The organism is Rhodococcus sp. NPDC057014 (assembly GCF_042673295.1).
Classification (GTDB): Bacteria; Actinomycetota; Actinomycetes; order Mycobacteriales; family Mycobacteriaceae; genus Rhodococcus_F.
In genome coordinates this window covers 39,667-56,058 of record NZ_JBHUSF010000022.1, presented here as the reverse complement: position 1 = coordinate 56,058, position 16,392 = coordinate 39,667, and the positions used below count along the sequence as shown (strand labels likewise).

The following is a 16,392-nucleotide window of genomic DNA, read 5'->3' as shown; positions in this document are numbered from 1 at the left end:
AGTCAAATCACTAGCAAAAAAACTCAAACTAGCTATCAAACACTGACCCCCCACCGACGGAAGAAGGAGAAGGGCCAGCAAATACCCACACCACAACATCAACCAAACCCCAAGAGGCGGTTGAACACTCGTGATGCGGAGTACCAAAAACATTTGGCACTGACATTCATCGACACACTGTTGAGTTCTCAAAGAACACGCGCACACCATCACTTCTGGCTCACTCGCCAGCCGCTCCGGGGCAACTTTTCCAGCTTATCTCATTGGGCTGACCGGCGCAAACCGGCACCCGCTGAAGACATTCCGGGGTTGAAGCACAACCATACACGATGGTGAACTTCGGATTGGCCAGGCACTTCGTACAACCTCGTGGCATTCACCTTGCGGTGAAGGTCGGTGTCCGTGTCGCTCTGACTCGGAATAAGTTACGCGAACCGTGCGCCGATTTCCAAATCGCCTGGTCGCAGCGATTCCGGCCGTCGATCCTTCAGGTTCTGCCACTCTCGCCGTTCTCAACGACAGGTGCGCAGGACCGTCTGCCCCGTGTCCAGCCGGCGGATGTTGTCGGTGATGTCGCGGACGCGGCCGAGGAACGTGTGGTCGGTGACGCCGGACGAGTGCGGGGTCATCAGGACGTTCGGCAGGTCGCGGAAGGGCAGTGCACTCGGCGCGCCGTGACCGCCGGCATCGGGATAGGAGTACCAGACGTCGATGGCCGCGGCCGCGATCCGGTGCGACGCCAGTGCGTCGTACAGCGGCTGTTCCCGAACGAGGGGGCCGCGCCCGACGTTGATCAGGACTCCGCCGGGTCCGAGCGCCGCGAGTTCCGGCCCGCCGATCATGCCGCGGGTGTGATCGTTCAGCGGCGCGGACACCACCACGACATCCGACTCGGTCATGAGCCGGAGCAGCGACGCGTTGTCGCCCGCCCATTCGAGGCCTTCCGCGTCGGCGTCGAGATTTCCCCGCCCGGTGACCGCGCAGCCCACTGCACCGAACGCGCGGAGCAGGCTCCACGATCTCCCGCCGATGTGACCGAAGCCGACGAACCCGACCCGCGCGCCACGCATGGACCGGGACTGCGCGATCGCGTCGTCGTAGACCGATGTCGCCCACACGTCGCCGCGGAGGGCGCGGTCGTGACCGAGGAATCCGCGGCGCAGCATCAGCGCCGACGACACGATGTACTCCGCGATCGAGTCCTCGTGGTGGAACGTGTTTGCGACCAGGGTGTCGGGGGGAAGGGCGTCGAAGGCCACGTTGTCGGTGCCCGCGCCGGCGACGTGCAGCAGCCGCAGCTTCGGTGCGGCGGCCGCCATCGCGGCGGTGAACCGGCCGCCCACGTACACGTCGGCGTCGGCGAGGTCGGGGACGATCGCCGACTCGTCGAACTTCCGATGCCACGACACCACGGCGCCGGACGGCAGCCCCGACTCGAGCAGTTCGCGATGCGGCAGCAGGTTCCGGTCGCCGACGACGATCTTCATCAGGCGCGGACCAGCGCCGGGCGCTTGCTGTCGAACGACCAGCCGGGCACCAGGAACTGCATGCCCACCGAGTCGTCGCGTGCGCCGAGCCCCTTCTGGAGGTAAAGCTCGTGGGCGGCCTCGACCCGGTCCATGTCGAGTTCCACCCCGAGGCCCGGCGTCGACGGCACCGTCAGGTAGCCGCCCTCGATCTCGTACGGGTCTCTGGTGATCCGCTGACCGTCCTGCCAGATCCAGTGGGTGTCGATGGCGGTGATGTCGCCCGGGGCCGCGGCGGCCACGTGGGTGAACATGGCGAGCGACACGTCGAAGTGGTTATTGGAATGCGATCCCCAGGTGAGGCCCCACGCATCGCAGAGCTGGGCGACGCGGACCGATCCGGCCATCGTCCAGAAGTGCGGGTCGGCGAGGGGGATGTCGACGGCGCCGGAGCGGATGGTGTGCCCCATCTCGCGCCAGTCGGTGGCGATCATGTTGGTGGCGGTCGGCAGTCCGGTGGCGCGCTTGAACTCGCTCATCACCTCGCGGCCGGAGAAGCTGCCTTCGGGGCCGACCGGGTCCTCGGCGTACGCGAGCACGTCCTTCAGCCCGCGGCAGGTCTCGATGGCCTCCGACAGCAGCCACCCGCCGTTGGGGTCGAGGGTGACCCGGGCGTCGGGGAACCGCTCGGCCAGCGCCGTGACGGCCGCCGCCTCCTCGCGGGGTGCGAGGACGCCGCCCTTGAGCTTGAAATCGGCGAACCCGTATCGCGCCTGGGCGGCCTCGGCGAGCCGCACGACGGCGTCCGGCGTCAGCGCCTCCTCGTGCCGCAGGCGCAGCCAGTCGTCGGACTCGCCCGCACCCGACTGATAGTCCAGGTCGGTCTTGTTGCGGTCACCGACGAAGAAGAGGTAGCCGAGAGCCTGCACCTTCTCGCGCTGCTGACCGTCGCCGAGCAGGGCCGCGACGGGGACACCGAGGTGCTGCCCGAGAACGTCGAGGAGCGCCGACTCGACGGCGGTGACGGCGTGGATCGCGACGCGGAGGTCGAACGTCTGGTTGCCGCGGCCTGCGGAGTCGCGGTCGGCGAACGTGCGCCGCAGGTCGGCGAGCACGCCGTTGTACTCGCCGATGCTGCGCCCGGTCACGATGGCGCGGGCGTCCTCGAGGGTACGCCGGATCGGCTCACCGCCGGGGACCTCGCCGACACCGGTGTTGCCGTCGGAATCGGTGAGGATCACCAGGTTCCGGGTGAAGTACGGGGCATGCGCGCCGGACAGGTTCAGGAGCATGCTGTCGTGTCCCGCGATCGGGACCACTCGCATGTCGGTGACGACCGGGGTGCTCGTTGTACTCATCTTCCGAAACCTTCCTTCACAGCGCAGCGCCGCCCGTGAGGCGCCTCACAACGAAAACTCTAAGTGGCCCGATCGATACATGTCCAAGACTTGTTGAGCATCGAACGATGCAGATACTGCATCAGAGAAGCTGCTGTCCGATCAGCATCAACGCGCCCACACAGGACACCGCGATGGACGTCCGGCGCAGGCGAGACGCGTCCAGGTGGCGGTTCACGAACCGCGACGCCGCGTATCCGAGCACCGTCACCGGGGCGAGCAACGCGAACATCACCGCCGACTCGCGATGCACCGAACCCGTCGCGGCGAGAACGGCGACCGACAGCGTGGAGCCCACCAGGAAGAACGCGCTCATGTTGCCGCGCAGCTGCGCCCCCTTCGACCCCTGCATCACCAGCGCCATCGGCGGTCCGCCGATCGACGTGGCCGTGCCGAGCAGACCCGACGCGGCCCCGGCGACGGCGAGGTTCCGGCGTCGCGGCGGCGGCGCCCAGCCCAGGGTCGCGAAAACGACCCCGGACAGCACCACGCCCGCGAGCAGCAGCGACAACCCCCGTTCCGGCAGCACCACCAGCAGCAACGCACCCGCGATGGTGCCCGGCACCCGACCGGCCAGAGCCCACCCCGTGCCGGTCAGGTCCAGCGCTTCCCGTTCCCGCCACACCACCATCACCGTCACGACCGTCGCCGTCATGATCAGCGTCCCGGGCAGCAGGCTCGGATCGACGAGCGCCACGACCGGTGCCGCGAGCATGCCCATCCCGAATCCGATCGACGCCTGCATGCACGAGGCGAGAAAGACGGCGAGCGCGATGACCGCGAACCCGGCCCCGCTCACCCGACCGCGACCGGCACGCCGAGCGCGACCGGACGACGAGGATGGTGGCATTCGGCGACGTGGCCGCTTTCGCGCGCGTCGACGGCGGCGGGCGGCACCGTGCTCGCGCAGATGTCTGTCGCGTGGGCGCAGCGGGTGCGGAACCGGCAGCCCGACGGCGGGTTCAGCGGCGACGGAACCTCACCCTCGAGGATGATCCGCTTGCCGCGGGAGTCGGCGTCCAACTTCGGTGCCGCCGACATCAGGGCCTCGGTGTACGGGTGGGCGGGACGGTCGAAGACGGCGTCCGTCGCACCCGTCTCCACGATCCGGCCGAGGTACATCACGGCGACGCGGTCGGCGACGTGCCGGACCACGGACAGGTCGTGCGAGATGAACACGTACGAGATGCCGAGCTGTTTCTGCAGGTCGTTCAGCAGATTGAGCACCTGAGCCTGCACCGACAGGTCCAGGGCCGACACGGGTTCGTCGCAGATGACGACGCTCGGGTTCAGCGCCAGGGCGCGGGCGATCCCGAGACGCTGACGCTGACCGCCGGAGAACTCCTGCGGATAGCGGTGCTCGTCGCTCGGCCGCAGCCCCACGAGGTGCAGCAGTTCGCGCACCCGCGCCGCCCGGTCGCGGCTGGTCTTGTACATCGTCTTGTGGGTGCGCCACGGCTCGGCGATGATGTCCGCCGCCGACATCCGGGAGTTCAGCGACGCGTACGGGTCCTGGAACACCATCTGCACCCGGCGGCGCAGCGCCAGCAGGTCCTTGCCCTTCAGCGAGAACGGGTCGATGCCGTCCCACGTCACCGAACCGGAATCGGGACGCTCGAGCATCATCAGCGTCCGAGCGAGGGTGGACTTGCCGCAGCCCGATTCGCCGACGAGCCCGAGCGTTTCGCCGCGGGCGAGGTCGAGGTCGATGCCGTCGAGCGCACGCAACTGGTTCTTGCCCGCCGCGTTGGCAGGCACCTTGAACGTCTTGGTGAGGCCCCGCACCTTCAGAATCGACTCGGACATGTCAGACCTCCTCGGGGAAATGGCACGCCGAGCGGCGGCCGGCCGCGACGCCGGCGAGCGGCGGGCGGGTGGTGCGGCACAGGTCGCGGGCGAGCGGGCAGCGCGCCTGGTAGACGCAGCCGGACGGAATGGAGTGCAGGTCGGGCGGGGTGCCGCCGATCGACTTCAGGTCCTCGCCGCGGACCGCGTGCACGGGAACCGAATCGAGCAGGCCCTTGGTGTACGGGTGCTGCGGCGAGGAGAAGACCTCGGCGACCGGTCCGGTCTCGACGACGTTGCCGGCGTACATGATCGCGACGCGGTCGGCCTCCTCCGCCACCAGCGCGAGGTCGTGGGTGATGAGGATGACGGCCATGTCGTGCTCGGTGCGCAGGTCCCGCAGCAGCGACATGATCTGCGCCTGCACGGTGACGTCGAGTGCAGTGGTCGGCTCGTCGGCGAGCAGGACCGTCGGGCTCAGCGCGACGGCCATCGCGATCAGCAGGCGCTGCCGCATGCCACCGGAGAACTGGTGCGGGTAGGAGTCGACGCGCGATTCGGGTTCGGGAATCCCGACCCTCTGCATCAGCGAGATCGCTTCGCGTCGCGCCTCTTTCGCGGACAGCCCGCGGTGGATCCGGAACGGTTCGGCCAACTGCTTGCCGACGGTATAGACGGGGTTGAGCGCGGTCAGCGCGTCCTGGAACACGATGGCGAGTTCGGTCGCAGCGAGAGCACGGCGGGTCTTCGCCTTCGCCGTCACCAGGTCGACGTCGCCGAGGCGGACCGAGCCGTCGGTGACGTCGGCGATCGGCTCGAGCAGGCCGACGAGCGCCTGCGCGGTCATCGACTTGCCGCACCCCGACTCACCGAGCAACGCGAGGGTCTCCCCGCGTCGCGCGGTGAACGACACGTGGTCGACGGCCCGGACCGTGCCCGAGGGGGTGCGCAGGTCGACGGTGAGATCCGCGACCTCGAGTGCGACGCGGTCGATGTCTGCGAAGTCGGGTGATTCGACAGCCGGTGCAGGTGCACTCATGAGACGACCTTTCGGGTGGGGAACAGCCGGGAGCGACGCGACCGCGGGACGGTCAGGCGCCAGCGCTGGGCGGGGTCGGTGGCGATCCGGGCCCACGCGGCGAGCACGGTCGCCGACACGGTGGTGATGACGATGGCGAGCCCGGGGAAGAAGGACAGCCACCACGCCGTCTGCAGGTATGTCCGGCCCTGGGACACCATCAGGCCCCAGCTGATGTCGGGCGGCTGGATGCCGATGCCGAGGAAGCTCAGCGACGACTCGGCGAGCATCACGTAGCAGAAGTCCAGGGTGGCGACGGTGAGCAGAGTCGGCAACAGGATGGGGAACACGTGCCTGCGGATGACGGCCCCGCTGCCGGCGCCGAACGTGCGTGCGGCGTCCACGAACAACCGGCTCTGCAGTTCCGCCGACTCCGCGCGGGCGGTGCGGAGATAGATCGGGATGCGGGTGATCGCCAGCACCAGGACGATGTTCGCCGCGCTGGGCGAGAACACGTACAGGACGACGACGGCCATCAGCAGGGACGGGAAGCTCATGATGACGTCGGCGACGCGCATCGCCGTCGTTTCCCGCCAGCCGCGGTGGTAACCGGCCCACATGCCGATGAGCGAACCGACGATGCAGGACAGCGCGACCGCGGGCAGCGCCACCAGGAGGGTGGTGCGGCACGCGACGATCAACCGGGCGAGCATGCTGCGTCCGAGCGGGTCGGTGCCGAGGATGTTCATCCACCCGTTCGCCACGTGGAACGGGGCGAGGTTGGACTGGTCCAGGTTCTGATCGGTCGCGGCGTCGCCGACCAGCCACGGGCCGAAGACGGCGACGAGGAACACGAACACCAGGATCGCGGCCGCGACCGTGGCCATCCGGTCCCGCAGGAGCAGTTTCCACAACGGCGTCTTGTTCCGTGCAGGCTTGGGCGCGGGAGCTGCCGGGGTCGGCGGCGTCTCGTCAAGGCCCTGGTGGACGTCGCCGGCTCCGTCGAGGCGGGGAGCGTTGTCTATGGACATGTCGGCGGCCTCCTAGACCTTGGTCTTCTCGCGGACACGCGCGTCGAGAAGTGCGTAGCCCGCGTCGATCAGGATGTTGAGGACGAAGATGCTGACCGCGGTCAGGAGCACCGCCGCCTGCAGGACCGCAAAGTCGCGCTGCAGGATCGCGTCGATCATCAGTTTGCCGATGCCGGGCCACCCGAAGATCGCCTCGACGACGACGGCGCCGTTGACCAGGCCGACGGTCAGGTCGCCGGCCACCGTCAGCGCCGGGGCAGCGGCGTTGCGGAGCGCGTGGTGGGTGACGACGCGCAGGTCGCCGGCACCCTTGCTGCGGGCAAGACGTACGTATGGTGCGGACAGCGCCGACACCATCGCGCCACGCACCACCTGGGTGAGCACCCCCAGCGGGCGGATCAGCAGGGTCGCGATCGGCAGGATCCACGACAGCGCGCTTCCGGTGCCCGACGTGGGCAGCACCCCCAGCACCACCGCGAAGATCCATACGCCGGTGATGGCGAACCAGAAGTCGGGGATGCTGGCCGCGGTCATCGACAGCAGGCTCGAGATCCGGTCGGCCAGCGAGTTCGGCCGGTACGCCGCCCAGCAGCCGATCACGACGGCGCCGATGATCGCCAGCAGCATCGTGAAGAACGCCAGCTGCAACGTGGCGGGGAACGCCCGCAGCGCCATGGTCGCGGCGGATTCACCGGTGCGCAGCGACTCCCCGAAGTCCAGGTGGGCGACCCCGGACAGGTAGTCGGCCATCTGGCTCAGCACCGGCTTGTCGAGGCCGTTCTCGGCCGCGAACTCGGCGCGCTGATCGGGGGTCGCGGAGACCGGGAGGTAGAGGTTGGTCGGGTCGCCGGTGAGGCGGGCGAGCAGAAACACACCGAAGAGGACGACGAGGAGAGGTACGAGGCTGGTGTAGACGCGTCGGCGCAGGAAGGCGAACATGACTCACCGCCTTCGGATCGGGTTCGGTTGGGACATCACAATTCCTCCGGGGGCTGGGAAGAGGGTTTAGCCGTTTGCGGATGTGTCCGCGTGGGTCATCTCGCTCAGGCGCATCTCGTCGCCGGTCGCGGAGTTGGGCGTGTACTGCACGGTCGGGGACTTGGCGAGCACCCCGTTCATGTGGGCGATGTACGCGAACTGCCGGATCTCTTTCGGCTCGTTGGCGAGCACCGCGGCGAACGCGTCCTGGCGGGCGTCGCCGACGAGCTTCTCGGCGGCGTCGATCTGCGCGTCGTAAACTGTTGTGCCGAAGTAACTCTGGTAACCGTCGCTGCGCATGTACTGATCGACGGTGAACTGGGCGTCACCCGCCTGGTTGCCGTGCTGGATCACCAGCATCACCGGCCCGCTCTGCGGGTACGGCCGGACCTGGTACTCCAGCTGAGCCGCCGTGTCCATCATCTCGATCTTCACGTTCAGGCCGGCCTTGCTCAGCGAGTTCTGGATCACCTCGACGGTCTCGTTGATCTTGGGGAACTGGCCCGTGCGCCCGATCAGCCGGATCTGCTTGTCGACGGGAACGCCGTCGGCCTTGGCCTCCGCCACCAGTTGCGCGGCGCGGTCGGGGTCGTAGGGGGTGGGCTGAAGGTCGGGGTCGAACCCGACGATGCTGCTGCCGACGAGTTGCCCGGCCGGCTCGCCGAGGCCCTGGAACAGCGCCTTGACGATCCCGGCGCGGTTGACGGAGAGGTCGATGGCCTCGCGGACGCGGTAGTCGCCGAGCGGCGCCTGGCTGCCGTCGATACGCAGCGCGGTGGTCTCGTTGTTGGGGTAGGCGGCACCGAGATCGCCGGCGCCGTCCTCCGGGCCGAGCGACGTGGCGAGTTCGGCCTCGTCGTTCACCACCATCGCCGCGCGCACACTGCCCTCGGCGCGCCACTGGTAGATGGCCCGCGCGTACTCGGGGGCCGTGCCCCAGTACGTGTCGTTGCGGACCAGGGACAGCCGCTGGCCGTGATCCCAGTAGTCGATCTTGTAGGGGCCGGTGCCGATGGGAGCGCGCACCTTGTCCTTGGTGTCGGTGGTGGACGGCACCATCTCCACGAACGAGATCCGCAGCGGCAGGATCGGGTCTGCGGTGGGCGTCCGGACCGTCACGGTCGACGAGTCGACCGCGTTCACGACGAGTGCGTCGTCGCCGAAGACGTACCCGTCGACGTCGCAGCCGATCGTCGAGTTGACGGTGCGGTCGATCGAGAACGCGGCGTCCTCGGCGTCGAACGCGCTGCCGTCGCTGAACGTGACACCGGGACGGATCCGGAACGTCCAGACGGTGTCCGACGTCTGCTCCCACGAGTCGGCGAGCTTCGGCTCGAGGTCGCCGGTGTCGGCGTTGCGTTCCACCAGGGGCTCGGTGATGTTGGAGCGGACGACGACTCCGGTCGAGGTGAGTGAGGCGTCGCAGGGCTCGAGCGTGGGCGGCTCCTGCGGGAGCACGATCCGCAACGTGTCGGGGCTGGCAGCGTCGCTGTGGCTCGAATTGGCCACCGAGCAACCTGCGGCCAGAGCCGGCACCGTCAGCGCGGCGGTGGCCACGGCGACGACGCGGTAACGGGTTCCCTGCTGCAACGAACGTGCAGGGCTCATGGTGTCCTCCGTAGGGATGTGTCGCGTACTCGACGCGAGTGAAGAGGGCCCGCCTGTGACGGTAGACACACGCTATGAGCGGCCCGGAGGAGCCGTCAACAGGGGGTGACGGCACAAAACGGCTCGTGAGGGCCGTCACAGGCGCGATATCGAGGAGACTGCGATCACCCAGCGAGCCCCTGACCGGCGCATACGGGACGATTCGGGATCTGCGCACGTCAGCACGCCGCCGACTGATGCCGTTTCAGTATCGATCCATGTTATTTACGTGTTGGACAGGTATTCCGAGGGACGCTTAACTTACCGATAACCGGCGGCGCGGACAGCCGCGTCGCCACTCGTCAGGAGGCACGATGGTGACCGCAGAGGCGTCCGTGAAAGAAGCTGCCGCACAGACCGTTTCAGGAGGGCGGGTTCTGCAGGTCGGGCCGCTGAAGCCGTCGCTCACCGCAACCCTCTCCGAGAAGTACGACGCCCTCGCCCTCCCCGTCGGTGAAGACCGGGACAGCTTTCTCGCCGAGCACGGCGAAACCGTCACCGCCGTCGTGACGTCCGGACGCACCGGAGTCGACGCCGCCCTGATGACGGAACTGCCGAACCTCGGCGCCATCGTGCACTTCGGAGTCGGTTACGACACAACGGATGTCGAGCGCGCCGAAGAACTCGGAATCGGCGTCAGCAACACCCCCGACGTCCTCACCGACTGCGTCGCCGACACCGCCGTCGGACTGCTCATCGACACGCTCCGCGGATTCTCCGCCTCGGACCGCTTCGTGCGGGCAGGCCGCTGGCCCGCCGAGGGCAACTTCCCCCTCACCCGGAAGGTCAGCGGCACGCGGGTCGGCATCGTCGGCCTCGGCCGCATCGGCTCCGCCATCGCCGCCCGCCTCACCGGCTTCGGCTGCACGATCTCGTACCACAATCGGCGGGAGGTCCCCGGTTCGCCGTTCGCGTACGTCGACTCGGCCGCCGCACTCGCCGCCGGGGTCGACGTGCTGATCGTCGCCGCGGCCGGCGGCAAGGGAACCCAGAAGCTGGTGGACCGAGAGGTTCTCGAAGCACTCGGACCCGACGGGTATCTGATCAACGTGGCACGCGGAAGCGTCGTCGACGAGGACGCGCTCGTCGAACTGCTCACCGAACGCAAACTCGCCGGCGCCGGGCTGGACGTGTTCACCCGGGAACCCCACGTTCCCGAGGCACTCCTCGCGCTCGACACCGTCGTCCTCCTCCCCCACGTCGGGAGCGGCACCACCGAGACCCGCGCCGCGATGGAGGCTCTGACCCTGCAGAACCTCGACGAGTACCTCGCCCAGGGCACCCTGACCACCCCCGTTCTCGAGCCGAGGTCACGATGACCGTCATTCTCAGTTACGTTCCGACCGTCGAAGGTCGTGGCGCCCTGACCTTCGGGTTCACCGAAGCCCGCATGCGCGCAACGGATCTCGTGGTGATCGCCGACGGCGACAACGCCTCGGCACCCGGATTCGAGGCCGAACTGCACTCCGCCAGGGAGGAAGCGGACGCAGCCGGCGTCGGCTACCGCATCGCACGGAACGAACCCGGCCGCTCCCACGCCGACAACCTCATCGACGCGTCCTACGACGCCGCCGCCGAACTCCTCGTCCTCGGCATGCGGCGCCGCTCCCCCGTCGGCAAACTCCTCATGGGCAGCGTCGCCCAGCGCGTGCTCCTCGAGGCGCAGTGCCCGGTCGTCGGGGTCAAGCCGCCGGTCGCCGCGGAGGTCTGAGCCGCCCCGGCGAAGTGTCGGAATCGCGGTGGATCGTGCTGCGGCGGCGGTATTCTTCCGGGCACGGGCCACGAGAGGACTGCCGATGCGTCGATCACCGTTCACCCGACTCGGCCGTCGGGCGGCCGTCGCCACTGGGGCGCTGATCCTCGCCACCGCGGTGGCCGCCGCACCCGCCATTTCGGCGATGCCGGCCGCGAACACGCTCTACGTGACCGAGAACGGCACCGGTTCCGTGCTGTCCCTGCCCGCCACCGGCGGCACCCCGGGCACCGTGGCCACCGGGATCGCCGGACCGGGCGGGATAGCGGTGTCCGGTGACACGCTGTTCGTCACCGCCGGCGCCTCGGTCGTGTCGGTGCCCGCCGCGGGCGGTAGCCCCACCACCCTCGCAACCGGCCTCGGTAACGCGTTCGACGTGGCGGTGTCCGGCGGGACGCTCTACGTCACCGAGTTCGATTCCGGCAACGTCGTCGCGCTGCCCGCGGGCGGTGGCACCCCCAGCCCGGTCGTCACCGGTCTCCAGCAACCGGTCGGGGTCGCCGTCTCCGGGAGCACCCTCTACGTCACCGTCGCCGGCGCGGGGACGCCCGGCACCGGTTCCGTCGTCGCCGTGCCCGTCACCGGCGGCACCCCCACCGTGCTGGCTGCCGGCCTGAATCTCCCGGCGGGAATCGACGTCTCCGGCGGCACCCTCCACGTCGCGGTCGCCGGTGACGGATCCGTAGTCTCCCTGCCCGCCACCGGCGGCACCCCCACCGTCCTGACGACCGGGCTCGTCCGCCCGTTCGGTCTCACCGTCTCGGCGGGCACGGTGTACGTCGCGGCCGCGGGCGACGCAGGCTCGAATAACGGCTCCGTGATCTCCCTGCCCGCCACCGGGGGAACCCCCACCGTTCTGGCCGCCGGACTCGACCAGCCGTTCTCCGTCGCCGCCACCACAGCGTGCACGGGTTCTCTGTGCATTCCGTTCGGTAGTTAGCCGAGATCGCCGCCCGGGTGCGTTGCCCGGACGCGCCGACGTCGACGCCATCGAGGCCGCACACCCCGGACTGTTCACCGTGCTGCGCGAGGATCCCGGGATCGCTTTTCTGCTCGTCGCCGCCCCCGGCGGGTCCGTGGCGCTCGACCCGCTGCACGGTGCCGAAGCCGTGCACCACGTGCTCGTCGGCTGGCGAGATCTGTCGCCGGAATCAGGCGCAGCGGCGACGAGGCAGGACAACACCACCCATGCGGACAATCGGTGACGCGCGTGGACCGGTGGTAGGGCTGTCCACGCGGGTGTCGGCGGTCGATCCACCCGCGGGGCAGGTGGTGGTCGGGACCTCGTCAGCGTCCGTCCCGAGGCAGGCGAAGACGGCACAATCGAGTCGGAAGCGATGCCTGTCTGCGGTCTTTCGGAATCTGATGAGTGACCAGACGATGGCATGCCGGCGCGGCGACAGGGACTGTCCTGTCGCCGAGTCGGCATGGTGTGTTGTGTTCTGTGGTCAGGATGCCCGGGGCCCGGCCCGGTTGTGAGCGGGGATCGGCTTCCGCTCCCAGTCGACCTGCCGCGGCGGGATGAACGTGGGGTGCCGATCGGCCCCCATCACGATCTCCCAGTCACTGTGGTGGAGCAGACGGTGGTGAGTCGCCGGGGGGAGTTTCACCCCCCGGCGCTCGTAGAACCGTGCGTGACAGTCTCCCGTCACACGGCTCCCGCCGTTGAACCGGCGGGCAAGGCACCATGTCGCCAGTGGACGAACATACCCGGGTAGGCAGTGGCGATGTCCGCCAGCCTACGTCGGGCTTTCGCCTTGTAGCGGTGCAGGTGTTTGTATTTCCGGCATGCCCAACTCACCAGATGGCGGTTGAGTGCTTCGGCCAGGAAGCCGATCAACTCGGACTTGTAGAAGCGCCCGTAGTAGTTGATCCAGCCCGCCACGATCCGGTTGATCATCGTGGCGATCTGCTTGAAAGAGAGGTCGGTACGGCGTCCGAGCCGCCAGCCACGGATGGTGGCGGACATCGCCCTGCGCGCCTGCTTGCTGACCGCCGGAAGAAAACCCGTCTTCCAGGAGCCGTCCCGCAGGCGTGCATACCGCGGCCGGAACGTGTAGCCAAGGAAGGTGAACTCGACCCCGACATCGGGAATACGAGGCCGCCCGTCCTGGGCGCAGTACACGATCCGCGTCTTGTCCGGGTGCAGCCGCAGCCCGAACCGCCACAATCGGCCAGCAATCAGATTGCGAATGAACTTCGCCTGCTTCTCGCTGCCGCAGTGAACGATCGCATCGTCGCAATACCGTTCGAACCTGACCCCCTCCTGGGTCTCATGCAACCACCGATCAAACGCATAGTGCATGAACAGGTTCGCCAACAATGGAGAGATCGCGGACCCCTGAGGGGTCCCGCGATCGCGGGACACCAGGGTGCCGTCCGACTGTTGAATCGGCGCCGTGAGCCACCGACGCACATACAGCAGCACCCACGGCAGGTCGGTGTGATGCGCGACCGCCTTGACAATCGGCTCGTGCGGCACGTTGTCGAAGAATCCTTCGATGTCGAGATCGATCATCCAGGACTGCTCGAAACACCGTTGCCGGCACGCCGCGACCGCGTCCAGGGCCGAGCGCCCGGGCCGGTAACCATACGAATCGGGGTGGAACACCGGTTCCACCTCCGGTTCGAGGACCATGGTCACTACCGTCTGCGCGATCCTGTCCGCGACCGTGGGCACGCCGAGCACCCGCACACCCTTCCCGCCAGCCTTCGGGATCTCCACCGCCTTGACGGGCGGCGGAAAGTACGATCCCGACGACATCCGATTCCAGATCCTGTACAGGTTGTTCTTCTCGTCCTGTGCAAAATCCGCCAACGACTGCCCGTCGATCCCGGCAGCGCCTTTGTTGGCCTTCACTTTCTGGTACGCAGCCCAGACCAGGTGTTTGGAAATGTCAAACGCCTTGCCCTCCGGCCTTGTGGCGACCAAAGATTCCTCCCAAACGATGTCGGTTGATCTGTGAATCGACACTCAACGACCCGACCCCTTTGCTCCGCCCCCGTTACAGGAACATCACCGCTACTACGGGCCGGTCCGCCCTCCTGCCCCGCAGATCGGTATCACCGACCGCCTCAACGCTCTTCACGTCTTGGCGGTGTCCCTCTCGCCGAGCGCAATGCGTTCGCCGGTTCGGGGCGAGGAGTTCTCCTGTTCCGTATCGAAGCCGTCTGGTCGAGCTCGCGCCACCTATATGCCGGACACCACCGAGGCAGGAGGCAGATGGCCCCTCGGCTCATCCCGGGAAATTCACCAGTCCCCGGTTTTGATGTCATCTCATGCGTTACGACACGTCGTCAGTGGTTCACTCGCGTTCGCCTTCTCGACCCCCACCTGCCGCCGTCATTGCGGCGACTTTTCCATGACGCTCACCACCACGGCTCATTCACCGCAGCAGCTCATGGCGGTTTGGAACCACCCTCTGCCGGGCGATCCCGAAGGACCTACCTTCATCTTCGATACAGCACTACAACAGCAAGATTCAGCTTCTACATCAGAACCTCACTCTCGTATTCAGGACACACGATGGAAACCGCAGAGCAGCAAGAGGTTACCCATGTCGGACGGCCCACCTTCGGACCAATGGACGATGTGGTGACCCTCGCACCATGACGGCGGCGCACCGCATCCGGGGAAGGCGCATCCACGATCCCTCGCCACCAACGCTTTCCGTTGCCGCTTGGTGACGGTACGGGTGGAATCTCCGAGGTCGAGTGGTGCTCCGTTGCCGTCGAGCACGATCGGCGTGTAGATCGAATCACAGCTCACGAGGCGGGCCATCTTGATGCTCAGCGGTCCCATCCACTCCGTCCACGCCACTCCGTCGACTGCGAACAGAGACTCCTCCGTCGCCGAGGCCCCCTGCGCTCCTCGCGCACCGCAGTCGGTGCGGTCGGCATGGTCGGCCAGGTCCTTGACGTTGACATGCAGCGAGACGTGCGGCCGCTCGCCGCCCTCTTCACCGGCAATTCCAGAGTCGAGGTAGCGGCGCAGCAGTTCGGTGAACCCGTCGGCCCGCCGCTGCCCGGGGGTGCGGGTGTCTTTGGTTCCGTCCTGCGCCGGCCGCGGCTTGGACAGACCGGACAATGCCGAGAGCAGCATTTCGCCGGTGACTGCGTCGAGGTCACCTTTAACTGCCATGCGTCCGTTGAGCGTCTTGCAGGCGTGGAACTCGTTGAGTTCGGTGTCTTCACTGGGCGGCGGATCGTCGGATTCGAAGATACGTTCCAGCCTGGCGATGACGGCGCGCAACGCGTCCGTGTTAGCCGTGGGACCGGATGCCGCGAAAAGCAACGCATTTCGGCAATCATCGAGCGCCTCGCGCGGCATACCTTTCGGCGGCCTCTCGCAAAACTTCATGATGAGCGCCGCGTGCTCCGCCGAGATGTTGGTGCCATAGAACTCGTCCGCGATCTCCGGCTGGCGTCGCAAACCTCTGCCCAGCATCACGATTCGCCCCGCCGCACCCACCTCGAGCAGCGTCTTGGACGCCAGCCACATCTTGACGTTGGGAAATCCCAGCACATCGACCGTGCAGCGATGGTCGACGGCACCGACGAGTTTGACGCGCAGCGCCTCGAGTTTCTGAATCTCGTCCGAAATACGAACAACCGAGTCGAGCAATTCGACCTCGGCCATACGCCACGCATCACCGACCGCAGTTGTCAGGATTTCGTCCGACAACGCCCCCTGGATATCTTCCCCGATCCCCATGCACCGATCTTAGTTCGAACAACTGTTCGAGTCAATGTCGAATTCCGCGCCGGACATTGGTGAAATCAGTGGTCGAGCCACGGGCCGTCCGCCCCGCCCCATCCGCAACCGGGACGGCGCCGAATACCTGCCGTGGGACAGCCATGATCGACGGGCCCGATCGCGCGGACGGCGCACAACTGGGCGGTCGCCTCCTGACCTTGGTCGGCGACCGCGACTTCCACGCGCTCGCCCGGGAGATCTCGCGGATCACCTGCGGCACCGGGGGCGACGGCGCGGCGTTCACCGCGGTCGTGACGTGGATGGTCGCCACCATCGCCGACCTCGTCGCGGACCCGACCGCCAGTGTCACCGACGCCGTCGACAGCTTCATCAGCGTCGTCCCCGTCGTGCACGACGCACCCGAGCTGAACGACGAGCTGCCCGCGCCCGCCGAATGGCTGTTCAGCGCCGTCGTGAGTCACCTGCAGGGCAGGCACGGGGCGGGATCCGATCCCCCGCCGCCCGTGCCCGCCGACACCGAACTCGCACGGGTGCAGGCCCTCGTCGAAGCATTGCTGTGGCTCGACGCCCTCCTCGAACGCGACCACAACCTGTAGCGCC

The 16,392-nt window shown here is 67.7% G+C and carries 15 protein-coding genes and 2 pseudogenes; 6 read left to right on the top strand and 11 right to left on the bottom strand.

Annotated elements, in window-relative coordinates; genetic code table 11:
* Positions 1–336, top strand: a 336-nt coding sequence (locus ACFTZB_RS07500) for a hypothetical protein (RefSeq protein ID WP_378430830.1), incomplete at its 5' end; no start/stop codon positions are given.
* Positions 337–512: 176 nt separating this feature from the next.
* On the opposite strand, the gene ACFTZB_RS07495 is transcribed toward ACFTZB_RS07500, so the two are convergent.
* The 8 genes from ACFTZB_RS07495 to ACFTZB_RS07460 all read right to left on the bottom strand — a co-directional run bounded on the left by ACFTZB_RS07495 (position 513) and on the right by ACFTZB_RS07460 (position 9,283).
* Positions 513–1,487 carry a 2-hydroxyacid dehydrogenase gene (locus ACFTZB_RS07495; protein ID WP_378430829.1) on the bottom strand — a complete coding sequence of 325 codons (975 nt, stop codon included), beginning with the start codon at positions 1,485–1,487 and terminating at the stop codon, positions 513–515.
* Positions 1,487–2,824: a glucarate dehydratase gene (gene gudD, locus ACFTZB_RS07490; protein WP_124395297.1), complete on the bottom strand. Its 1,338-nt coding sequence runs from the start codon at positions 2,822–2,824 to the stop codon at positions 1,487–1,489. Before gudD ends, ACFTZB_RS07495 begins: the two co-directional genes overlap by 1 nt.
* Positions 2,825–2,945: 121 nt before the next feature.
* Positions 2,946–3,662 carry a sulfite exporter TauE/SafE family protein gene (locus ACFTZB_RS07485; protein WP_378430828.1) on the bottom strand — a complete coding sequence of 239 codons (717 nt, stop codon included), beginning with the start codon at positions 3,660–3,662 and terminating at the stop codon, positions 2,946–2,948.
* Entirely contained in the window at positions 3,659–4,669 is a 1,011-nt protein-coding gene (locus ACFTZB_RS07480) for an ABC transporter ATP-binding protein (RefSeq protein WP_378430827.1), read from the bottom strand. Before ACFTZB_RS07480 ends, ACFTZB_RS07485 begins: the two co-directional genes overlap by 4 nt.
* Position 4,670: 1 nt before the next feature.
* Positions 4,671–5,687, bottom strand: a complete 1,017-nt coding sequence (locus tag ACFTZB_RS07475; RefSeq protein ID WP_378430826.1) for an ABC transporter ATP-binding protein — start codon at positions 5,685–5,687, stop codon at positions 4,671–4,673.
* Complete coding sequence (locus ACFTZB_RS07470) at positions 5,684–6,697, bottom strand: ABC transporter permease (RefSeq protein ID WP_378430825.1); 1,014 nt, start codon at positions 6,695–6,697, stop codon at positions 5,684–5,686. The genes ACFTZB_RS07475 and ACFTZB_RS07470 overlap by 4 nt, the downstream gene beginning before the upstream one ends.
* A 12-nt stretch (positions 6,698–6,709) precedes the next feature.
* Positions 6,710–7,636 carry an ABC transporter permease gene (locus ACFTZB_RS07465; protein WP_072949493.1) on the bottom strand — a complete coding sequence of 309 codons (927 nt, stop codon included), beginning with the start codon at positions 7,634–7,636 and terminating at the stop codon, positions 6,710–6,712.
* 66 nt (positions 7,637–7,702) lie between these two features.
* Positions 7,703–9,283, bottom strand: coding sequence for an ABC transporter substrate-binding protein (locus tag ACFTZB_RS07460; protein WP_378430824.1), 1,581 nt, complete (start codon positions 9,281–9,283; stop codon positions 7,703–7,705).
* 353 nt (positions 9,284–9,636) lie between these two features.
* Here ACFTZB_RS07460 and ACFTZB_RS07455 point away from each other — a divergent pair, with 353 nt between their 5' ends.
* From ACFTZB_RS07455 to ACFTZB_RS07440, 4 genes and pseudogenes are all read left to right on the top strand, one after another.
* Positions 9,637–10,641 carry a 2-hydroxyacid dehydrogenase gene (locus ACFTZB_RS07455; RefSeq protein WP_378430823.1) on the top strand — a complete coding sequence of 335 codons (1,005 nt, stop codon included), beginning with the start codon at positions 9,637–9,639 and terminating at the stop codon, positions 10,639–10,641.
* Positions 10,638–11,033, top strand: coding sequence for a universal stress protein (locus tag ACFTZB_RS07450; protein ID WP_378430822.1), 396 nt, complete (start codon positions 10,638–10,640; stop codon positions 11,031–11,033). The genes ACFTZB_RS07455 and ACFTZB_RS07450 overlap by 4 nt, the downstream gene beginning before the upstream one ends.
* A gap of 85 nt (positions 11,034–11,118) precedes the next feature.
* Positions 11,119–12,015 (top strand): hypothetical protein, encoded by an 897-nt coding sequence (locus tag ACFTZB_RS07445; protein WP_378430821.1) that lies wholly within the window; start codon positions 11,119–11,121, stop codon positions 12,013–12,015.
* A gap of 22 nt (positions 12,016–12,037) precedes the next feature.
* A pseudogene (locus tag ACFTZB_RS07440) lies at positions 12,038–12,280 on the top strand (nucleotide pyrophosphatase); the annotation flags it as partial.
* 243 nt (positions 12,281–12,523) lie between these two features.
* Here ACFTZB_RS07440 and ACFTZB_RS07435 read toward each other — a convergent pair.
* From ACFTZB_RS07435 to ACFTZB_RS07425, 3 genes and pseudogenes are all read right to left on the bottom strand, one after another.
* Positions 12,524–12,664, bottom strand: a pseudogene (locus ACFTZB_RS07435) (HNH endonuclease); the annotation flags it as partial.
* Between the two features lie 59 nt (positions 12,665–12,723).
* Positions 12,724–14,007 carry a group II intron reverse transcriptase/maturase gene (ltrA, locus tag ACFTZB_RS07430; protein ID WP_378430820.1) on the bottom strand — a complete coding sequence of 428 codons (1,284 nt, stop codon included), beginning with the start codon at positions 14,005–14,007 and terminating at the stop codon, positions 12,724–12,726.
* Positions 14,008–14,589: 582 nt separating this feature from the next.
* A complete protein-coding gene (locus ACFTZB_RS07425; protein ID WP_378430818.1) occupies positions 14,590–15,789 on the bottom strand; it encodes a DUF222 domain-containing protein in 1,200 nt (399 codons plus the stop codon).
* Between the two features lie 143 nt (positions 15,790–15,932).
* Between ACFTZB_RS07425 and ACFTZB_RS07420 the strand changes: the two genes are divergently transcribed.
* Positions 15,933–16,388: a hypothetical protein gene (locus tag ACFTZB_RS07420; RefSeq protein WP_378430816.1), complete on the top strand. Its 456-nt coding sequence runs from the start codon at positions 15,933–15,935 to the stop codon at positions 16,386–16,388.
* Positions 16,389–16,392: the final 4 nt, after the last annotated feature.

Coding starts and splice junctions, on each gene's coding strand:
- ACFTZB_RS07495 (WP_378430829.1), bottom strand. CDS start 1,487: ATGAAGATCGTCGTCGGCGACCGGAACCTGCTGCCGCATCGCGAACTG.
- gudD (WP_124395297.1), bottom strand. CDS start 2,824: ATGAGTACAACGAGCACCCCGGTCGTCACCGACATGCGAGTGGTCCCG.
- ACFTZB_RS07480 (WP_378430827.1), bottom strand. CDS start 4,669: ATGTCCGAGTCGATTCTGAAGGTGCGGGGCCTCACCAAGACGTTCAAG.
- ACFTZB_RS07475 (WP_378430826.1), bottom strand. CDS start 5,687: ATGAGTGCACCTGCACCGGCTGTCGAATCACCCGACTTCGCAGACATC.
- ACFTZB_RS07470 (WP_378430825.1), bottom strand. CDS start 6,697: ATGTCCATAGACAACGCTCCCCGCCTCGACGGAGCCGGCGACGTCCAC.
- ACFTZB_RS07465 (WP_072949493.1), bottom strand. CDS start 7,636: ATGTTCGCCTTCCTGCGCCGACGCGTCTACACCAGCCTCGTACCTCTC.
- ACFTZB_RS07460 (WP_378430824.1), bottom strand. CDS start 9,283: ATGAGCCCTGCACGTTCGTTGCAGCAGGGAACCCGTTACCGCGTCGTC.
- ACFTZB_RS07455 (WP_378430823.1), top strand. CDS start 9,637: ATGGTGACCGCAGAGGCGTCCGTGAAAGAAGCTGCCGCACAGACCGTT.
- ACFTZB_RS07450 (WP_378430822.1), top strand. CDS start 10,638: ATGACCGTCATTCTCAGTTACGTTCCGACCGTCGAAGGTCGTGGCGCC.
- ACFTZB_RS07445 (WP_378430821.1), top strand. CDS start 11,119: ATGCGTCGATCACCGTTCACCCGACTCGGCCGTCGGGCGGCCGTCGCC.
- ACFTZB_RS07425 (WP_378430818.1), bottom strand. CDS start 15,789: ATGGGGATCGGGGAAGATATCCAGGGGGCGTTGTCGGACGAAATCCTG.
- ACFTZB_RS07420 (WP_378430816.1), top strand. CDS start 15,933: ATGATCGACGGGCCCGATCGCGCGGACGGCGCACAACTGGGCGGTCGC.